This is a genomic window from Providencia vermicola, from assembly GCF_010748935.1.
Lineage (GTDB): Bacteria > Pseudomonadota > Gammaproteobacteria > Enterobacterales > Enterobacteriaceae > Providencia > Providencia zhejiangensis.
The window spans coordinates 1,571,634-1,586,667 of sequence record NZ_CP048796.1 but is presented as its reverse complement, the minus strand read 5'-3'; the positions used below and the strand labels follow the sequence as shown (position 1 = coordinate 1,586,667).

The 15,034-nt window shown below is 40.7% G+C and carries 14 protein-coding genes, 1 other RNA gene and 2 pseudogenes; 10 read left to right on the top strand and 7 right to left on the bottom strand.

All coding sequences use genetic code 11. The features are described 5' to 3' along the window. The 3 genes from hutG to srmB all read left to right on the top strand — a co-directional run bounded on the left by hutG (position 1) and on the right by srmB (position 3,922). Positions 1-918 carry a formimidoylglutamase gene (gene hutG, locus G3341_RS06985; protein WP_154624297.1) on the top strand — a complete coding sequence of 306 codons (918 nt, stop codon included), beginning with the start codon at positions 1-3 and terminating at the stop codon, positions 916-918. A 294-nt stretch (positions 919-1,212) separates the two neighbouring features. Next, on the top strand, positions 1,213-2,418 hold the full coding sequence (gene gltS, locus G3341_RS06980; RefSeq protein ID WP_154624296.1) for a sodium/glutamate symporter: 1,206 nt from the start codon (positions 1,213-1,215) through the stop codon (positions 2,416-2,418). Positions 2,419-2,581: 163 nt separating this feature from the next. Next, positions 2,582-3,922, top strand: a complete 1,341-nt coding sequence (gene srmB / locus G3341_RS06975; RefSeq protein WP_163861006.1) for an ATP-dependent RNA helicase SrmB — start codon at positions 2,582-2,584, stop codon at positions 3,920-3,922. 31 nt (positions 3,923-3,953) lie between these two features. Here the strand turns inward: srmB and G3341_RS06970 are convergent, their stop codons facing one another. Together G3341_RS06970 and grcA are read right to left on the bottom strand one after the other, a co-directional pair. Continuing rightward, the gene (locus G3341_RS06970; RefSeq protein ID WP_154624294.1) at positions 3,954-5,408 is read right to left on the bottom strand and encodes an ankyrin repeat domain-containing protein; all 1,455 of its coding nucleotides are present in this window, start codon (positions 5,406-5,408) and stop codon (positions 3,954-3,956) included. A gap of 159 nt (positions 5,409-5,567) precedes the next feature. Continuing rightward, entirely contained in the window at positions 5,568-5,951 is a 384-nt protein-coding gene (gene grcA, locus G3341_RS06965) for an autonomous glycyl radical cofactor GrcA (RefSeq protein ID WP_154624293.1), read from the bottom strand. 320 nt (positions 5,952-6,271) lie between these two features. Here grcA and ung point away from each other — a divergent pair, with 320 nt between their 5' ends. Beyond that, positions 6,272-6,952 carry a uracil-DNA glycosylase gene (gene ung / locus G3341_RS06960; protein ID WP_154624292.1) on the top strand — a complete coding sequence of 227 codons (681 nt, stop codon included), beginning with the start codon at positions 6,272-6,274 and terminating at the stop codon, positions 6,950-6,952. A 231-nt stretch (positions 6,953-7,183) separates the two neighbouring features. Here the strand turns inward: ung and grpE are convergent, their stop codons facing one another. Beyond that, complete coding sequence (grpE, locus tag G3341_RS06955) at positions 7,184-7,774, bottom strand: nucleotide exchange factor GrpE (protein WP_154624291.1); 591 nt, start codon at positions 7,772-7,774, stop codon at positions 7,184-7,186. A 101-nt stretch (positions 7,775-7,875) separates the two neighbouring features. On the opposite strand from grpE, the gene nadK reads away from it, so the two are divergent. From nadK to bamE, 3 genes are all read left to right on the top strand, one after another. Next, positions 7,876-8,775 carry an NAD(+) kinase gene (gene nadK / locus G3341_RS06950; protein ID WP_195848186.1) on the top strand — a complete coding sequence of 300 codons (900 nt, stop codon included), beginning with the start codon at positions 7,876-7,878 and terminating at the stop codon, positions 8,773-8,775. A gap of 85 nt (positions 8,776-8,860) precedes the next feature. Continuing rightward, on the top strand, positions 8,861-10,522 hold the full coding sequence (gene recN, locus G3341_RS06945; protein WP_163861005.1) for a DNA repair protein RecN: 1,662 nt from the start codon (positions 8,861-8,863) through the stop codon (positions 10,520-10,522). 112 nt (positions 10,523-10,634) lie between these two features. Next, entirely contained in the window at positions 10,635-11,114 is a 480-nt protein-coding gene (gene bamE / locus G3341_RS06940; protein ID WP_154624288.1) for an outer membrane protein assembly factor BamE, read from the top strand. Positions 11,115-11,293: 179 nt separating this feature from the next. Here bamE and G3341_RS06935 read toward each other — a convergent pair. The 4 genes and pseudogenes from G3341_RS06935 to G3341_RS06920 form a co-directional block, all read right to left on the bottom strand. Further along, positions 11,294-11,431, bottom strand: a pseudogene (locus G3341_RS06935) (PCC domain-containing protein); the annotation flags it as partial. Further along, positions 11,422-11,651, bottom strand: a pseudogene (locus tag G3341_RS06930) (transposase); the annotation flags it as partial. The pseudogenes G3341_RS06930 and G3341_RS06935, both read right to left, overlap by 10 nt. A gap of 138 nt (positions 11,652-11,789) precedes the next feature. Beyond that, positions 11,790-12,083 (bottom strand): RnfH family protein, encoded by a 294-nt coding sequence (locus G3341_RS06925; protein WP_163861004.1) that lies wholly within the window; start codon positions 12,081-12,083, stop codon positions 11,790-11,792. Next, positions 12,076-12,510 (bottom strand): type II toxin-antitoxin system RatA family toxin, encoded by a 435-nt coding sequence (locus G3341_RS06920; RefSeq protein WP_154624286.1) that lies wholly within the window; start codon positions 12,508-12,510, stop codon positions 12,076-12,078. Before G3341_RS06920 ends, G3341_RS06925 begins: the two co-directional genes overlap by 8 nt. Before the next feature lie 154 nt (positions 12,511-12,664). On the opposite strand from G3341_RS06920, the gene smpB reads away from it, so the two are divergent. The 3 genes from smpB (at position 12,665) to G3341_RS06905 (ending at position 14,933) form a co-directional block, all read left to right on the top strand. Further along, positions 12,665-13,147, top strand: a complete 483-nt coding sequence (smpB, locus tag G3341_RS06915) for an SsrA-binding protein SmpB (protein ID WP_154624285.1) — start codon at positions 12,665-12,667, stop codon at positions 13,145-13,147. A 48-nt stretch (positions 13,148-13,195) separates the two neighbouring features. Next, positions 13,196-13,559, top strand: a transfer-messenger RNA (tmRNA) gene (gene ssrA, locus G3341_RS06910). A gap of 165 nt (positions 13,560-13,724) precedes the next feature. After that, positions 13,725-14,933, top strand: a complete 1,209-nt coding sequence (locus G3341_RS06905) for an integrase domain-containing protein (protein WP_163861003.1) — start codon at positions 13,725-13,727, stop codon at positions 14,931-14,933. Positions 14,934-15,034 lie beyond the last annotated feature (101 nt).

Below are 15,034 nucleotides of genomic sequence, written 5' to 3'. Positions count from 1 at the left end.
ATGGCAGCACCTTTTATTTGGCAAGGCCGTACTGATGGTGATACCGAAGAACACCTACGGATCCATCAAGTCATGAATAAAAATACCCCTGCACAATTTGCTTTAATTGGCTTTGCTTCCGATGAAGGCGTTAAACGTAATAAAGGACGACTAGGCGCTAAAGCAGGACCTGATGCTATCCGCCAGCAACTTGCAGGTCTACCACTGCATCAACCTTTAGCGATTCGAGATGCAGGAACGATCTATTGTGACGATGGCCAATTAGAATCAGCACAACGCCGTCTTTCGGATGAGCTCATCACGATTTTATCATCGAAACAAACCCCTATTGTTTTAGGGGGAGGACATGAAGTGGCATTTGCCAGTTTTCAAGGACTGTTTGATTTCGTTAAACAGACTCAACCAACGAAAACCATTGGCATCATTAATTTTGATGCCCACTTTGATTTACGTTCAGCGCCAATAGCAACATCTGGCACGCCATTTTTACAAGCGGCACAATTATGCGAACAGCATAATCGCCCTTTTCATTATCTCTGTCTTGGTATTGCCGATCATGGCAACACTAAAGTGTTATTCGATACGGCGGATAAATTAGGTTGCCAATATATTCGTGATAAGGCACTGACCGCTTCTCAATTACCTAAAGCCATAGAACAAGTTCAACAATTTATTAATCGCGTCGATTATTTATATGTCACCGTTGATCTTGATGTTTTTTCTGCGGCAATCGCTCCAGGCGTTAGCGCCCCCGCGGCGAGAGGAATTAATACAGAAACATTCGAACAATTATTTTCAGTCATTAAAACGAGCAAAAAAATTGCGGTATTTGACATTGCTGAATGTAATCCAGAATTTGATATTGATAACCACACGTCAAAATTAGCAGCTTATTTGATTTACCAATTTTTATTCTAATAAACAAACACAACAACGCGACTGATAAATATACCGTTCAATACATTTGTAACCCAATAACCATAACAGTAATTAAAACAATACTGACAAAAAAATATCGCAACAGTTTTAACATTAAAGTTTATTTTATGACGTTAACCACAAAATAAAAATTTAAAACTTGAGAATTAAACTGTTGCGAAAGGGTAGCCGAATACTTCTTTAGAGACATTCACACTGTGGCTAGAGCGTAGGCGTGTCGCCAAAAACGGCAAATGGCGAGAACGGTTATAGATTACACAGGGAAACATCCATATGACATTACAACTCGATACATTATCTACACTCCTCCTTACGGTACTGTGCCTCCTAATGGGCATTCACTTAAAAAAGCGTATTGAATGGTTACAACGCTTTTGTATTCCATCACCTGTTATCGGTGGCTTTTTAGTGAGTCTCATTATTTGGGGACTGAAATCCTTTAATTTGGCTGAAATCCATTTTGATACCAGCCTACAGACTTTTTTAATGGTTGCTTTCTTCACAACAATCGGAATTGATGGCAGCTTCCGTATTCTAAAAAGTGGCGGGCGTCTACTGTTTATCTACTTATTTATTTGTTGGTTTACCGTATTATTCCAAGACACCTTTGGTGCCGGACTCGCACATTTATTAGATATCAACCCCGTCATTGGCGTGATGGCAGGAGGCGTCTCTTTAACTGGTGGTCATGGTGGTGCAGCCGCATTTGGTCAAATGGCCGAAGGCTTAGGTGTACAATCAGCAACAGTTGCCGCCATTGCAGCAGCGACTTTTGGTTTAATTACTGGCAGCTTATTAGGTGGACCAATCGCCTCTTTCTTAATCAAAAAGCATCGTGTGACTATTCAAGCCGATGAGACCGTCACCAGTCCAAAAGTCACCGAAACCATTTCAAGTAAAATTGAGTCTATTGATGCCCATGCCTTTTTAAAAATGTTGGCATTAGTATTAGGTATCATGGTCATTGGGCAATTTGCGTCAGCACAATTTACCAAAGCGACGGGCTTCTCTTTACCCAGTTATGTGGGAGCAATGATCATTGCGATTGTCATTCGTAATATCAACGACCAAGTTCATCTATTTAAAATTAACCAAAAATCTGTCGATTTAATTTCTGAAGTTTCTCTCGGCCTATTTTTAACCATGGCAATGATGTCCCTTAAGATTTGGGAACTGAAAGATGTTGCCTTACCCCTCTTTATCATTCTTTTTGCTCAGGTCGTGGTATTAATTCTGTTAGTGGTATTCGTTATCTTTAGACTCCTCGGCAAAAACTACGACGCTGCCGTTATGTGTGCAGGATTAATGGGGCACGGATTAGGAGCGACCCCGAATGCAATGGCAAACATGTCTTCCGTGTGTGAACGCTATAAGCAAGTTTCCATGAAAGCCTTCATGATTGTTCCATTAAGTGGAGCTGTACTCATTGATTTAGTGGGTATTCCTTACCACACTTGGTTAATTAACATCCTCAGTTAATCTTCTTGGGCATGCGTGCTTTTCACCTCGGAAAAGCACGCTTTCTGGCAATAAGACTGCCCGTTAAACGCTAAAACAGGTACACTTTGCTAAAAGATCTATATTTTATAATGAACAATTTGGCTAACCTGTTTATAATCAGCGCCCCAAATAGAGGTATATCATGACTGCAACCACATTTTCTGAACTTGAATTAGATGAAAGCCTGATCAACGCGCTGGCAGATAAAGGCTATGAACGCCCTACTGCAATTCAGGCAGCCGCTATCCCTGCGGCGATGGATGGCCGTGACGTTTTAGGTTCAGCCCCAACTGGTACAGGGAAAACCGCGGCATTCTTGCTACCAGCCATCCAACATTTACTTGATTTTCCAAGAAAAAAATCAGGCCCTCCGCGAGTTCTTGTATTAACGCCAACTCGCGAACTCGCGATGCAGGTTGCAGATCAAGCAAAAGAATTATGTGCACATAATCATCTTGATGTCGCGACAATCACTGGTGGTGTCGCCTATATGAACCATGCTGAAGTCTTTAGCGAAAACCAAGATATTGTTGTTGCAACAACAGGTCGCTTACTTCAATACATTAAAGAAGAAAATTTTGACTGCCGTGCTGTTGAAATTCTCATTCTTGATGAAGCAGACCGTATGCTCGACATGGGCTTTGCTAATGATATTGAAACAATTGCGGGGGAAACACGCTGGCGTAAGCAAACGATGCTGTTTTCTGCGACTCTTGAAGGCGAGGCGATTCGTGACTTCTCCGAGCGTCTGTTGGAAGACCCCGTTGAGATCGACGCTGAATCTTCCCGCCGCGAACGGAAAAAAATACAGCAATTTTACTATCGTGCAGATAATTTAGAACACAAAACCGCCTTGTTATGCCATCTCATTGCACAGAGCGATGTGACGAAATCAATTGTGTTTGTTCGCAAACGTGAACGTGTGCGCGAAGTTGTTCAGTGGTTACGTGATGCGGGTATTGAGCCTTGCTATCTTGAAGGAGAAATGGTTCAAGCAAAACGTAATGAAGCGGTTCGCCGTTTAGTTTCAGGCCAAGTCAAAGTTCTTGTGGCTACCGATGTGGCCTCTCGAGGTTTAGATATCGAAAATGTCAGCCATGTGTTTAACTTTGATATGCCACGGACTGCTGACGTTTATCTGCATCGTATTGGTCGTACCGGTCGTGCTGGCCGAAAAGGTACCGCGATTTCACTGATTGAATCACACGATTACCCTTTATTCGGTAAAGTGACACGTTATATTGAAGATCCTATAAAAATGCGTGTTGTCGATTCTTTACGTCCATCAACTAAAGCACCTTCTGCATCAATGATGAACAAACCAAAACCATCTAAGAAAGTGCTCGCTAAACGTAAAGAAAAGAAAAAAGAAGAAGAATCGAAGAAAAAAGCTAAAGTCCGTCATCGTGATAAAAAGAACATCGGTAAACGCCGTAAACCCGTGACAACAGCTTCAGAACCTAGTCATCAAAAATCTGAATAAATGACTTAACGGGCTTAGGCCCGTTTTTTGATTACGACATTTTGGCCATCAATCTTTCGCGTATTATACGTCCTTGTGAAGATAACCAGTCAGCCTTAACCATATGATTTTTTAATACATCGCGACAGTTATACCCTCGGTGATTTTTAACCCTCCAATCAGCACCTTTATTTAATAAATACTCAGCGACGGATAACGCATGACTACCTAGCGCATCATGTAATGGTGTATTCCCAAAGTCATCAACGACATTCACCGCAAATCCGCTTTGCAACAACACTTTCGATTGTTCCAACCTTCCTGATTGAGCAGCAAGGTGTAAATAGCTTCGATTGTCGGCCAAATGTGTTTTTTTGATTTCCTTGGCATAGAAAGAATTCAGCAAGATTTGCATAAACTCAGGATCTGTTGATCTGACGGTATAACTGACTAATTCATCAAACTGCGCCGTTTTATTGCTAATTGCGACTAATCTTGAAAATTCCGTTATATTCCCTTGCCTAATACTGTTTTCACAACAGTTTTGCCAGCATTCGGTATAATGATCATGGCTGGATGATACGTTACAACTAAACTCCTCTAATTGCTTATCAAAATCATCATTAACAACCTTTTGATAATTTGACCAAGGCGCAAAATGACACATCATTTTGAGTATTTTAGGCATCGTATGGGCAATAAAATTACGAGTCACTATGCGATGAGGTAACCAGTCACGCCATGATTTCCTGTCATCATAATAATCTAACAGTATTCGACTCCCTAATGCGGATGGAAAAGGCGATAGCGATTGTAGTAAATCTAACCAATCGTAACGAACAACATAAAAACGCGATAAACCATTTTCTGCCATTTTTTTCGCTTCTTGATAATCCATCCCAATCTGCCGTAACGTATTTTTGGCAATTCCTGCTGGCGTATATCCAATACAGGGGGTTTGGCTAGCTAAGGAAGCAAAAGTTGCAAGCCCTCCCCCTAAAGAATGACCGACACAGATCATATTTCCTTTTGACGCGTTAAATAACACATTAGTTAAATTAACCGCTTGAAAATATTGAGGTTCAAAGCAACCAATCCCTTGCCGTATATCCGCATAAAAATCAATGAGCTCATTTGAGCCAGCAAAGCTAATAATATATAAATCATTCATGCGACAAATATGCGCTTCAAAGCCTGTCGCCTTATCAGATAACAGTCTTGGATCAACGCCAATGTCACTCAGTTGCTGATGGTTAAGACGCTCAACACCATATCTATTTTCCCAATCCGAAAAATAAGCGCCATACGCAATTAACCCCATCAAATAATCATAATTTTGTGGATCACGACCAAAAAATTGCTGAAATGATAATTGTTCTGGCTCCTCCATTTGATGAGCACACTGTGGCAATGACCCCTTCTTCTTCAAATAAATGCTGATGATTTCTTGGATCATAGCAATTTGATTATCAGGTTCAATTTGCATATTTTGGTTAATTGAGGACATAAAGCCTCCCAAATAATGGTGATAGGAAACAACATTAAAAGGGAAAATCCAGAAGGGAAAAAGAATGTACTTTGTTAGATGGGCATAAAAAAGCCATTGAATTCAATGGCTTTATAAATTAGTTATAGGCTAATACTTTTATCTTGAACAATATCGTTATTACAGGCTTTCAGTGAAAGTACGAGTAATAACATCACGTTGTTGTTCTGGCGTTAATGAGTTGAAACGCACTGCATAACCCGAAACACGAATCGTTAATTGTGGGTATTTTTCAGGGTTTTTAACCGCATCTTCTAAAGTCTCACGGCTTAACACGTTGACGTTTAAATGCTGACCACCTTCAACACGGACGGTTGGTTTGACTTCTAAAGGCACTTCACGATACTCAAAAGCACCGAGTTCATCTTTAGCCACAATTTGCCCTTCACTGTAATCTGCTTTTGCACAGACACAACGTGCTTCATTTTTCTCTTCATCAAGTAACCAAAAAGAGTTTAGTAATGCAGCATTGTCAGTTTTAGTAATTTGAATACCTGTAATCATGTCGACCTCCACGCTCGAGCAGGATTGAGATCAATCCCATCATTTGACTGTCAGTTAAATATTTGGTCTAACCAATTTCTCTACACATTATATACCAGCAAGAACCTAGGGCTTCTTTGATATTTATCAATAATTTCCAGAGGGAATTAACGCTCATTAACTCAACACCATGTTTTAAATCAATTTTTATCATTTATTGAAATCAATTTTTTTTGCTGTTTTTAAACTATTTTTTAATGATTTAAGCGAAAACTCATCTTTATCTCTCGCAACTTAACCAGTAAGCTTATAGCTATAATTTGGTTGTTATAGGAATTTTCATGTCAAATACTCCAACTTGGCACGATGTTATTGGTTCAGAAAAAACACAAAGTTACTTTAAAGACACTCTCGCCTATGTGGCGAATGAACGTCAAAACGGAAAAATTATTTATCCGCCTCAACAAGATGTGTTTAATGCCTTTAGATATACCGAGCTCGCTGACGTTAAAGTCGTCATTTTAGGGCAAGACCCTTATCACGGCCCAGGGCAGGCTCATGGCCTATCTTTTTCAGTGCTACCCGGCATTAAGCCACCCCCTTCATTAGTCAATATGTATAAAGAGTTAGAAAAGGATATCCCAGGTTTTAAACGCCCTGATCACGGTTATTTACTCAGTTGGGCTAAACAGGGGGTGCTTTTACTCAATACCGTATTAACGGTTGAACAAGGTAATGCGCATTCCCACGCGCATTTAGGATGGGAAACATTTACAGATAAAGTGATTGCCGCAATTAATGAGCACAGAGAGGGGGTCATTTTCTTATTATGGGGCTCACATGCTCAGAAAAAAGGCAAGATCATTAATACCAAACGCCATCATGTATTAAAAGCACCGCACCCTTCTCCACTCTCTGCGCATCGTGGCTTTTTGGGATGTGGACACTTTTCACAAACGAATGCGCTGCTACAACAACAAGGCCTCACACCAATAGATTGGACTCCCGTCATTGAAGCGTGACGTTTTATCGCCATAAAAAAACCGGGTAACACATAAGTGACCCGGTTGAGGTTGTTGACAAAGCGGGATAAAGTGTGGTTTTCCCGCTTTGTGTTATCAGCCGAAAATCAATAAATTGATTTTCCTCGTTTATTTTCAAAACCTGTTCGACTTGCCGCCAAACATCATAGGTTTGTCAGCCGTCTGAACCGGGTAATACATAAGTGACCCGGTTTCATCATTCACGCGACCTTATTTAGAGACGATAACCATTGCCGGTCTTAACAAACGACCGTTTAATAGATAGCCCTTCTGCATCACGTCAATAACATGGTTTGGTTGATGATCAGGCGACTCAATCATCGTCATAGCCTGATGTATTTCAGGGTTAAATGCCACATTAGATTCACCAACCACTTCAATGCCGAATTTACCTACAGCATTTAAAAATGATTTCAGTGTCAAATCTAAGCCCTCTAACATCGCCTTCGACGTTTCACTTTCGTGATCCGCGGCATCAATTGCGCGCTCTAAATTATCGATAACAGGCAATAACTCGTTAGAAAACTTCTCAAGCGCAAATTTATGTGCTTTTTCGATATCTTGTTCTGTACGGCGACGAATATTCTCAATTTCAGCTTGCGCACGTAACATCGCTTCACGCTCAACTTTTTGTGAAGCTGCGAGTTGTTCTTCAAGCTCAGCAATACGCGCTGCTAACGCTTGCACCTCTGCCTGTGACTCAGCCTGCTGCGCTTCTTGCTCTTGCTCTGACTCCGATTTTTGGACTTCATTCAGCTCAGGGGCTTGCTCATCATGCATGTTTTGTTCTTTACTACTCATGAATATCTCCGCGTATTTAGCATTAATCCCATTTATTAGAGTATTATGGGGATATAAAACAGGGATTCAAGGGACGTCATGCAATGAGAGGCCAAAAAATTATGCGTCAGGATAAAAGCACGCACCAAACCATTTTTCGAACCATCGGTATCGTTGGTCACCCACGCCACCCCGAAGCTTTGGCTACCCATGAATTAATCTATAATTGGCTATTATCTAAAAACTATCACGCCATTATTGATAAGCAAGTTGCCAAAGATTTAAAACTCCAAAATGCGAATACGGGAAACTTAACAGAGATCGGTCAACAAGCAGACTTAGTGATTGTTGTCGGAGGCGATGGCAACATGCTGGGAGCCGCCCGAATTTTATCCCGTTACAATAACAAAGTGATTGGTATCAACCGCGGCAATCTTGGTTTCCTTACCGACCTTGACCCAGACAACGCTTTGCAACAACTTTCACGGGTTCTTGATGGTGAATACCGAGAAGAGCAGCGTTTTTTACTTGAAGCTCAAGTCATCAAACCAAACCAAAAAGCGCGTAAAAGTAGCGCGATTAATGAAGTGGTTCTCCACCCCGGCAAAGTTGCTCATATGATTGAGTTTGAAGTCTATATTGATGATCGTTTTGCCTTTTCACAACGCTCAGATGGCTTAATCATTGCCACACCAACGGGGTCGACAGCATATTCGCTCTCTGCCGGAGGGCCTATTCTGACACCTAATTTAGATGCGATTGTACTCGTTCCGATGTTTCCTCATACCCTGTCATCACGCCCACTGGTTATCAGCAGTGACAGCCGTATCCGACTTAAATTTTTACGTAGTAACATTGACTATGAAGTGAGTTGTGATAGCCAAATTATGTTACCCATCCAAGATGGTGAAGAGGTTGTTATACAGCGTAGTAACAAAAGCCTTAATCTCATTCACCCTAAAGATTACAATTATTTCAATACATTAAGTTCAAAATTGGGTTGGGCTAAAAAAACTTTCTAATTTTTTTCATCTGCCTCTTTACTGTATAAAAAAACAGGATACACTGTATACAAACACAGGTGTGTATTTTTACAGGAGAGCGCAGATGCTTACCCAACTTACCATTAATAATTTTGCTATCGTTCGTGATCTGGAAATTGATTTCCGTAGCGGTATGACCACAATTACAGGTGAAACTGGTGCAGGTAAATCTATCGCTATTGATGCACTTGGTCTGTGCTTAGGTAACCGGGGTGATGCGAATATGGTCCGCCCTGGCGCACAACGAGCTGACTTATGTGCGCGTTTTTCCTTAGTGGATGCCGATATGGCGGCTAAATGGCTTATCGCTCACGAACTGGATAATCATAATGAATGCCTCTTACGGCGTACGATCACGTTAGATGGCCGCTCTCGTGGTTTTATCAATGGTACTGCTGTCCCTCTTTCTCAATTACGTGAACTGGGTGCCTTACTGATCCAAATTCATGGCCAGCACGCGCATCAACTCCTCTTAGATAATACACACCAAAAATCATTACTGGATGCTTATGCAAATCAGCAAGCACAACTTGCTAATATGAAACAGGCTTGGCAACAATGGCATCACTCCTGCCAACAACTCGCCATGTTTCAAAAACAGATGCAGGAGCGTGAATCACGCCAACAGCTTTTGGAGTATCATTTAAAAGAGTTAAATGAGTTTAACCCTGTCCAAGGGGAATTTGAAAGTATTGAACAAGAATATAAACAGCTAGCTAATTATGGGCAATTTTTAACACTCGGACAAAATGCAATGCAGATTATGTCTGAAAATGATGGCGTTAATATTTTAAGTTTACTAAATAGCGCAAAACATGAGTTAACTGAGTTAGCCACTCTGGATACTAAGTTTTCTAGCTTGTTGGATATGCTCGAGGAAGCCTCTATTCAAGTGAGTGAAGCAAGCGATGAACTAAGGCATTATTGTGATCAATATGAATTAGATCCTAATCGTTTGTATGAGCTTGAACAACGTATCTCAAAGCAAATTCATCTTGCTCGTAAGCACCACATTATGCCTGAAGCGCTACCTGAGCTATACCAGCAATTATTAGATGAACAGCAAAAGACTGCGGAGCAAAATGATGACTGTGAAATGCTCAGTGAACAAGTACGCCGAGACCATCAACATGCGCTTGCCTGCGCTCAACAGCTACATCAGGTTCGTGTCGAGTATGCTCAAGAGCTCAGTCAGTTGATCACAAATAGTATGCATCAACTCTCCATGCCCCATGGTCGCTTCACCATCGATGTCACATTCACCCCCGACCATTTGCAAATCGATGGTGCAAGCAAAGTCGCGTTTAACGTTACAACAAACCCAGGGCAACCGCATCAATCACTCGCGAAAGTTGCGTCAGGGGGCGAGTTATCACGTATTGCCTTAGCAATCCAAGTGATCACCGCGAAAAAAATGGATACACCAGCCCTGATTTTTGATGAAGTTGATGTCGGAATTAGTGGCCCTACCGCCGCTATTGTTGGTCGACTACTCCGTGAATTAGGTGAATCCACTCAAGTCATGTGCGTTACACATTTACCTCAAGTTGCAGGGTGTGGACACCAACATTTTTATGTCAGCAAAGAAACAAATGGCGTAGAAACAGAAACTCGGATGCAATTGCTAGATAAAAAATCACGTTTACAAGAACTTGCACGTTTATTAGCGGGCAGCGAAGTGACCAAAAATACACTGGCGAATGCAAAAGAATTACTCGCAGCATAAATTTTGACAACTTTTTTGCTCTCCTATGGTCTTAGAGTCAATACGGAAGGTTTTAAATTGTATCAATGTCGATTATCATTGATGTTCTGACTCCAAAAGGAATGAGATATCCATGCGTTATAAACTGTTAACTGCTGCTGCACTATCACTCGCATTAATGTCCACGGGCTGTTCAATGATGGAACGTTTGGTCTATCATCCTGACATTAACCAAGGTAATTACCTGACAGCGAAAGATGTTGCTAAGATCCAAAAAGGAATGACTCAGCAACAGGTCGCTTATACTTTGGGCACACCAATGTTAACCGACCCGTTTGGTACTCAAACTTGGTACTATGTTTTCCGCCAAGAGCTTGGTCATGACCCTGTTAAGCAAGAAACGCTGACCTTAACTTTTGATCGCAACGGTATCCTTACTGAGATCAAAAATGAGAAAAATCTTGCAGAGCAAGAAGCGATGGAAGCCAAAGAAATTGAAAGTTCACCATCTGAACCAGCTTCTGCTGAGCCAGCACCTGCTACTAGCCCAGCAGAGCCCAGTATGCCGACTACTGAGCAACCAGCTCCTGCTAAAAAAATGCTAAGTCAGTAATTGACTAATAAATAATAGCTAGCTTACATCGGCTGGCTATTTTTTACTCAATTTGTAATAGCTACCTGCCATCAATAAATACAGGTAGTTATTACAATTTTAACCAGCCTCACCTCGATCAAATCATTTTGATAATATTCTCGAGTAAAGGTGATGTTATCTCACTCTTCAATGACTCATTCTAAGGTTGTTCTAACGGTACAACCGTTCATCATATGCCCACCTTGAACATGGCTATTTTCATCTGAGATAGCTAGATGTAAATGTTCACTCATCGCATCTAAGGTGCCGAACAGAGAAACAACTTTATACTTACCGATGTATGGACAGGGTCTGACTGAACATTTAGCTCTAGCGCTTCACAGTCCTTCATATTACAGAGAATATAAATTGTTCTATAAAGCGCCTTAACTACTTTATCTTTCAACATCTTATAACGATATTTAGGTGTCCAAACTCGATGATATGTGCAGTGCCAATACCATGTGATGAACTGTGTATAAAACCCGTGTGATTTCCTTTGTACTTGTGGTGAATAAGAGGATGTTTTCTGACATGGGGTTTCTTTCAGACTATAGCCTCACAGGCTCAATCATCACCTTAGCTGGTGGTTTACAGCGGACAATAAAAAACCGAGAGAACTCTCGGTTTAATAGAAGGAACAAAAAACAGTCACTATTTTTTGTTATCTTTCGATTTTTCAGCTCTTTTACGGCGTAACTCTTTAGGGTCAGCAATCAGTGGCCGATAAATTTCAACACGGTCCCCGTCTTTCAATGTATCGCTTAGCTTTACCGGGCGACTATAGATACCAACTTTATTTTTTTTCAGGTCAATATCTGCTCGTAGTGCAAGAATACCTGAAGCAATAATCGCATCTTCAACCGTTGCCCCTTCAGCGACATTGACCGACAGTAGATATTGCTTCTCAGGTAAAGCATAAGTGACTTCAACGTTTAACTCAGACACTATAAACATCCTTTGCTCTGAGCGTGAATGCCTGAACCATGTTATTCGCTAATTCTTTAAAGATTTTGCCAAAAGCAAGTTCAATCAGCTTATTCGTAAACTCAAAATCAAGGTGAAATTCAATCTTACACGCATCCGAGCTTAACGGTATAAAACGCCATCCCCCTGTTAGCTTTCGAAAAGGCCCTTCAACCAATTGCATGTGGATACCTTTATTATCCTCTAACACATTTTTGGTTATGAACGTTTTACTAATACCTGCTTTTGAAACCTCTACAGAGGCCGTCATCTCATCATCACTATGACTAATCACCCGACTACCAACACATCCAGGCAAAAAACTTGGATATGCAATAACATCATTAACAAGTTTATACATTTGTTCTGCGCTAAATGGCACTAACGCAGAGCGACTAATCTGTGGCATATCAATTCCTATCCCCAAAAACTGCACATATAATACCACTATTGATTGGTTAAACAAAAAACAAAACGCCTTAAGCACAATAATTGCACAATCGGCACATTTTTAAACGTAGAAAGATTTATTTAACTTCAGCTTACAGTATAATGAACAAACTATGACAAAGAAAAAAGCTTATAAACCTGGTTCGGCAACTATTGCCTTGAACAAACGTGCTCGCCACGAATATTCTATCGAAGAAGAGTTCGAGGCTGGCCTGTCCTTACAAGGTTGGGAAGTAAAATCACTACGTGCTGGCAAAGCTAACATTGGTGATAGCTATGTCTTACTCAGAGATGGTGAAGCTTATTTATTTGGTGCAAATATCACACCACTGAATGTAGCATCATCTCACGTTGTCTGTGATCCGACACGTAGCAGGAAGTTGTTACTAAACCAACGAGAATTAGATACCCTTTATGGTCGTGTTAACCGTGAAGGCTATACGGTCATCGCCCTTTCCCTTTATTGGAAAAATGCTTGGTGCAAAGTCAAAATTGGCGTAGCAAAAGGTAAAAAGGCGCATGACAAACGTTCTGATATTAAAGAACGTGAGTGGCAATTAGATAAAGCACGTATAATGAAACATTCTAATCGCTAAGTTCTAGCTTTTTAGAGTATTTTTCTGTTATACTGCGTTCAACAACTTGGGGCTGATTCTGGATTCGACGGGATTTGCGAAACCCAAGGTGCATGCCGAGGGGCGGTTGGCCTCGATAAAAGCCGCAAAAAAATAGTCGCAAACGACGAAAACTACGCACTAGCAGCTTAATAACCTGCATAGAGCCCTCTCTCCCTAGCCTCCGCTCTTAGGACGGGGATCAAGAGAGGTCAAACCTAAAAGAGATCGCGTGGATGCCTTGCCTGGGGTTGAAGCGTTAAATTTAATCAGGATAGTTTGTTAGTGGCGTGTCTGTCCGCAGCTGGCAAATGAATTTAAAGACTAGACTAAGCATGTAGTACCGAGGATGTAGAAATTTCGGACGCGGGTTCAACTCCCGCCAGCTCCACCAAATATAGTATCATTGATGCTCAGTGATGATTAAAAAAGCCTTCAATATCATAGTTGGAGGCTTTTTTTATATGTATTAATGGTCAGTTATGTTCAGTGACAAGCAAAATTTTTAGTTATATCATTAGTTATATCCCTTATGTATAACTAAAAGGCGTATAACTATATGGCGCGTACAACAGTACCACTCAGTGATACCAAGCTTAAATCAGCAAAACCCAAAGATAAAGATTATACGCTGCAAGATGGAAATGGCTTATATCTACTAATCAAAACAACTGGTTCAAAAATATGGCGCTTTAACTACTACCGCCCTATAACCAAGAAACGAGCACTTATTAGCTTTGGTAGCTATCCTACAGTTAGCCTTTTAGAGGCTCGGCTTAAACGAGAAAATGCGCGAGAGCTTCTAGCTAAAAATATAGATCCACAAGAACACAAAAAAGCTGAAGAACAACGCCTATTTGAAGAAAAAAATAATACTTTTGAAAAAATAGCTCAGCAGTGGTTCAAAATCAAAAGTAAATCTAGCTTGCAAGAATCAACTTTGAAAGATATTTGGCGTTCTCTTGAGCTGCATGTACTTCCTAATGTTGGTGATATAGCAATAACTGATTTAAAAGCTCGCCATTTTATTAGCGCATTAGAACCCTTAAAAGCACAAGGCAAACTAGAATCAGTTAAACGAGTAGCACAACGCATTAATGAAGTGATGTTTTATGCTGTGAATGTTGGCTTTCTTGATGCTAACCCTGCTGCAAAAATTACCGCTGCCTTTGAAAATCCAGTTGTAAAAAACTTACCTGCATTAAAACCTGATCAGCTTCCTGAATTGATGGCTGCAATCCAAGGAGTCAACATTGAGCGACAAACTTATTGTTTACTGCAATGGCAATTATTAACTATGACCCGCCCAGCCGAAGCAGCCGAAGCGGCATGGTGTGAGATCGATCTTGATAATAAGCTTTGGACTATCCCACCAGCAAGAATGAAGATGAAAAGAGAACATATCATACCTCTCTCTCCTCAAGCATTGGCAATATTAGAAACTATGAAACCTATAAGCGGTCATAGGGAACACATTTTTCCTAGTATAAAATCACCACACACTAAACCAATGAATAGCCAAACAGTTAATGCGGCTATCAAGCGTGTTGGCTTTGCAGGTCGCCTTGTAGCACATGGATTCCGTTCAATTGCATCAACTGCATTAAATGAGCATGGATTTCAACCTGATGTGATTGAAGCAGCTTTAGCCCATATAGATAGTAATGAGGTAAGACGTGCTTATAACAGAGCTATTTATCTTGAACAAAGGCGCGAAATGATGGATTGGTGGGGAGAGTTTGTTACAAATGCAATCAAAGATTGCTAGTGTAAATTTTATATTCCATTTTTAAATGGAATATAAAATTTGTCTGTTATTTTGTCCATAATTTTTAATTTAACCATGGTTAAATCATGAGCAACCGAGAT

Coding starts and splice junctions, on each gene's coding strand:
- ung (WP_154624292.1), top strand. CDS start 6,272: ATGTCAAATACTCCAACTTGGCACGATGTTATTGGTTCAGAAAAAACA.
- G3341_RS06905 (WP_163861003.1), top strand. CDS start 13,725: ATGGCGCGTACAACAGTACCACTCAGTGATACCAAGCTTAAATCAGCA.
- nadK (WP_195848186.1), top strand. CDS start 7,876: ATGCGTCAGGATAAAAGCACGCACCAAACCATTTTTCGAACCATCGGT.
- gltS (WP_154624296.1), top strand. CDS start 1,213: ATGACATTACAACTCGATACATTATCTACACTCCTCCTTACGGTACTG.
- hutG (WP_154624297.1), top strand. CDS start 1: ATGGCAGCACCTTTTATTTGGCAAGGCCGTACTGATGGTGATACCGAA.
- G3341_RS06970 (WP_154624294.1), bottom strand. CDS start 5,408: ATGTCCTCAATTAACCAAAATATGCAAATTGAACCTGATAATCAAATT.
- recN (WP_163861005.1), top strand. CDS start 8,861: ATGCTTACCCAACTTACCATTAATAATTTTGCTATCGTTCGTGATCTG.
- G3341_RS06920 (WP_154624286.1), bottom strand. CDS start 12,510: ATGCCACAGATTAGTCGCTCTGCGTTAGTGCCATTTAGCGCAGAACAA.
- grcA (WP_154624293.1), bottom strand. CDS start 5,951: ATGATTACAGGTATTCAAATTACTAAAACTGACAATGCTGCATTACTA.
- srmB (WP_163861006.1), top strand. CDS start 2,582: ATGACTGCAACCACATTTTCTGAACTTGAATTAGATGAAAGCCTGATC.
- bamE (WP_154624288.1), top strand. CDS start 10,635: ATGCGTTATAAACTGTTAACTGCTGCTGCACTATCACTCGCATTAATG.
- grpE (WP_154624291.1), bottom strand. CDS start 7,774: ATGAGTAGTAAAGAACAAAACATGCATGATGAGCAAGCCCCTGAGCTG.
- smpB (WP_154624285.1), top strand. CDS start 12,665: ATGACAAAGAAAAAAGCTTATAAACCTGGTTCGGCAACTATTGCCTTG.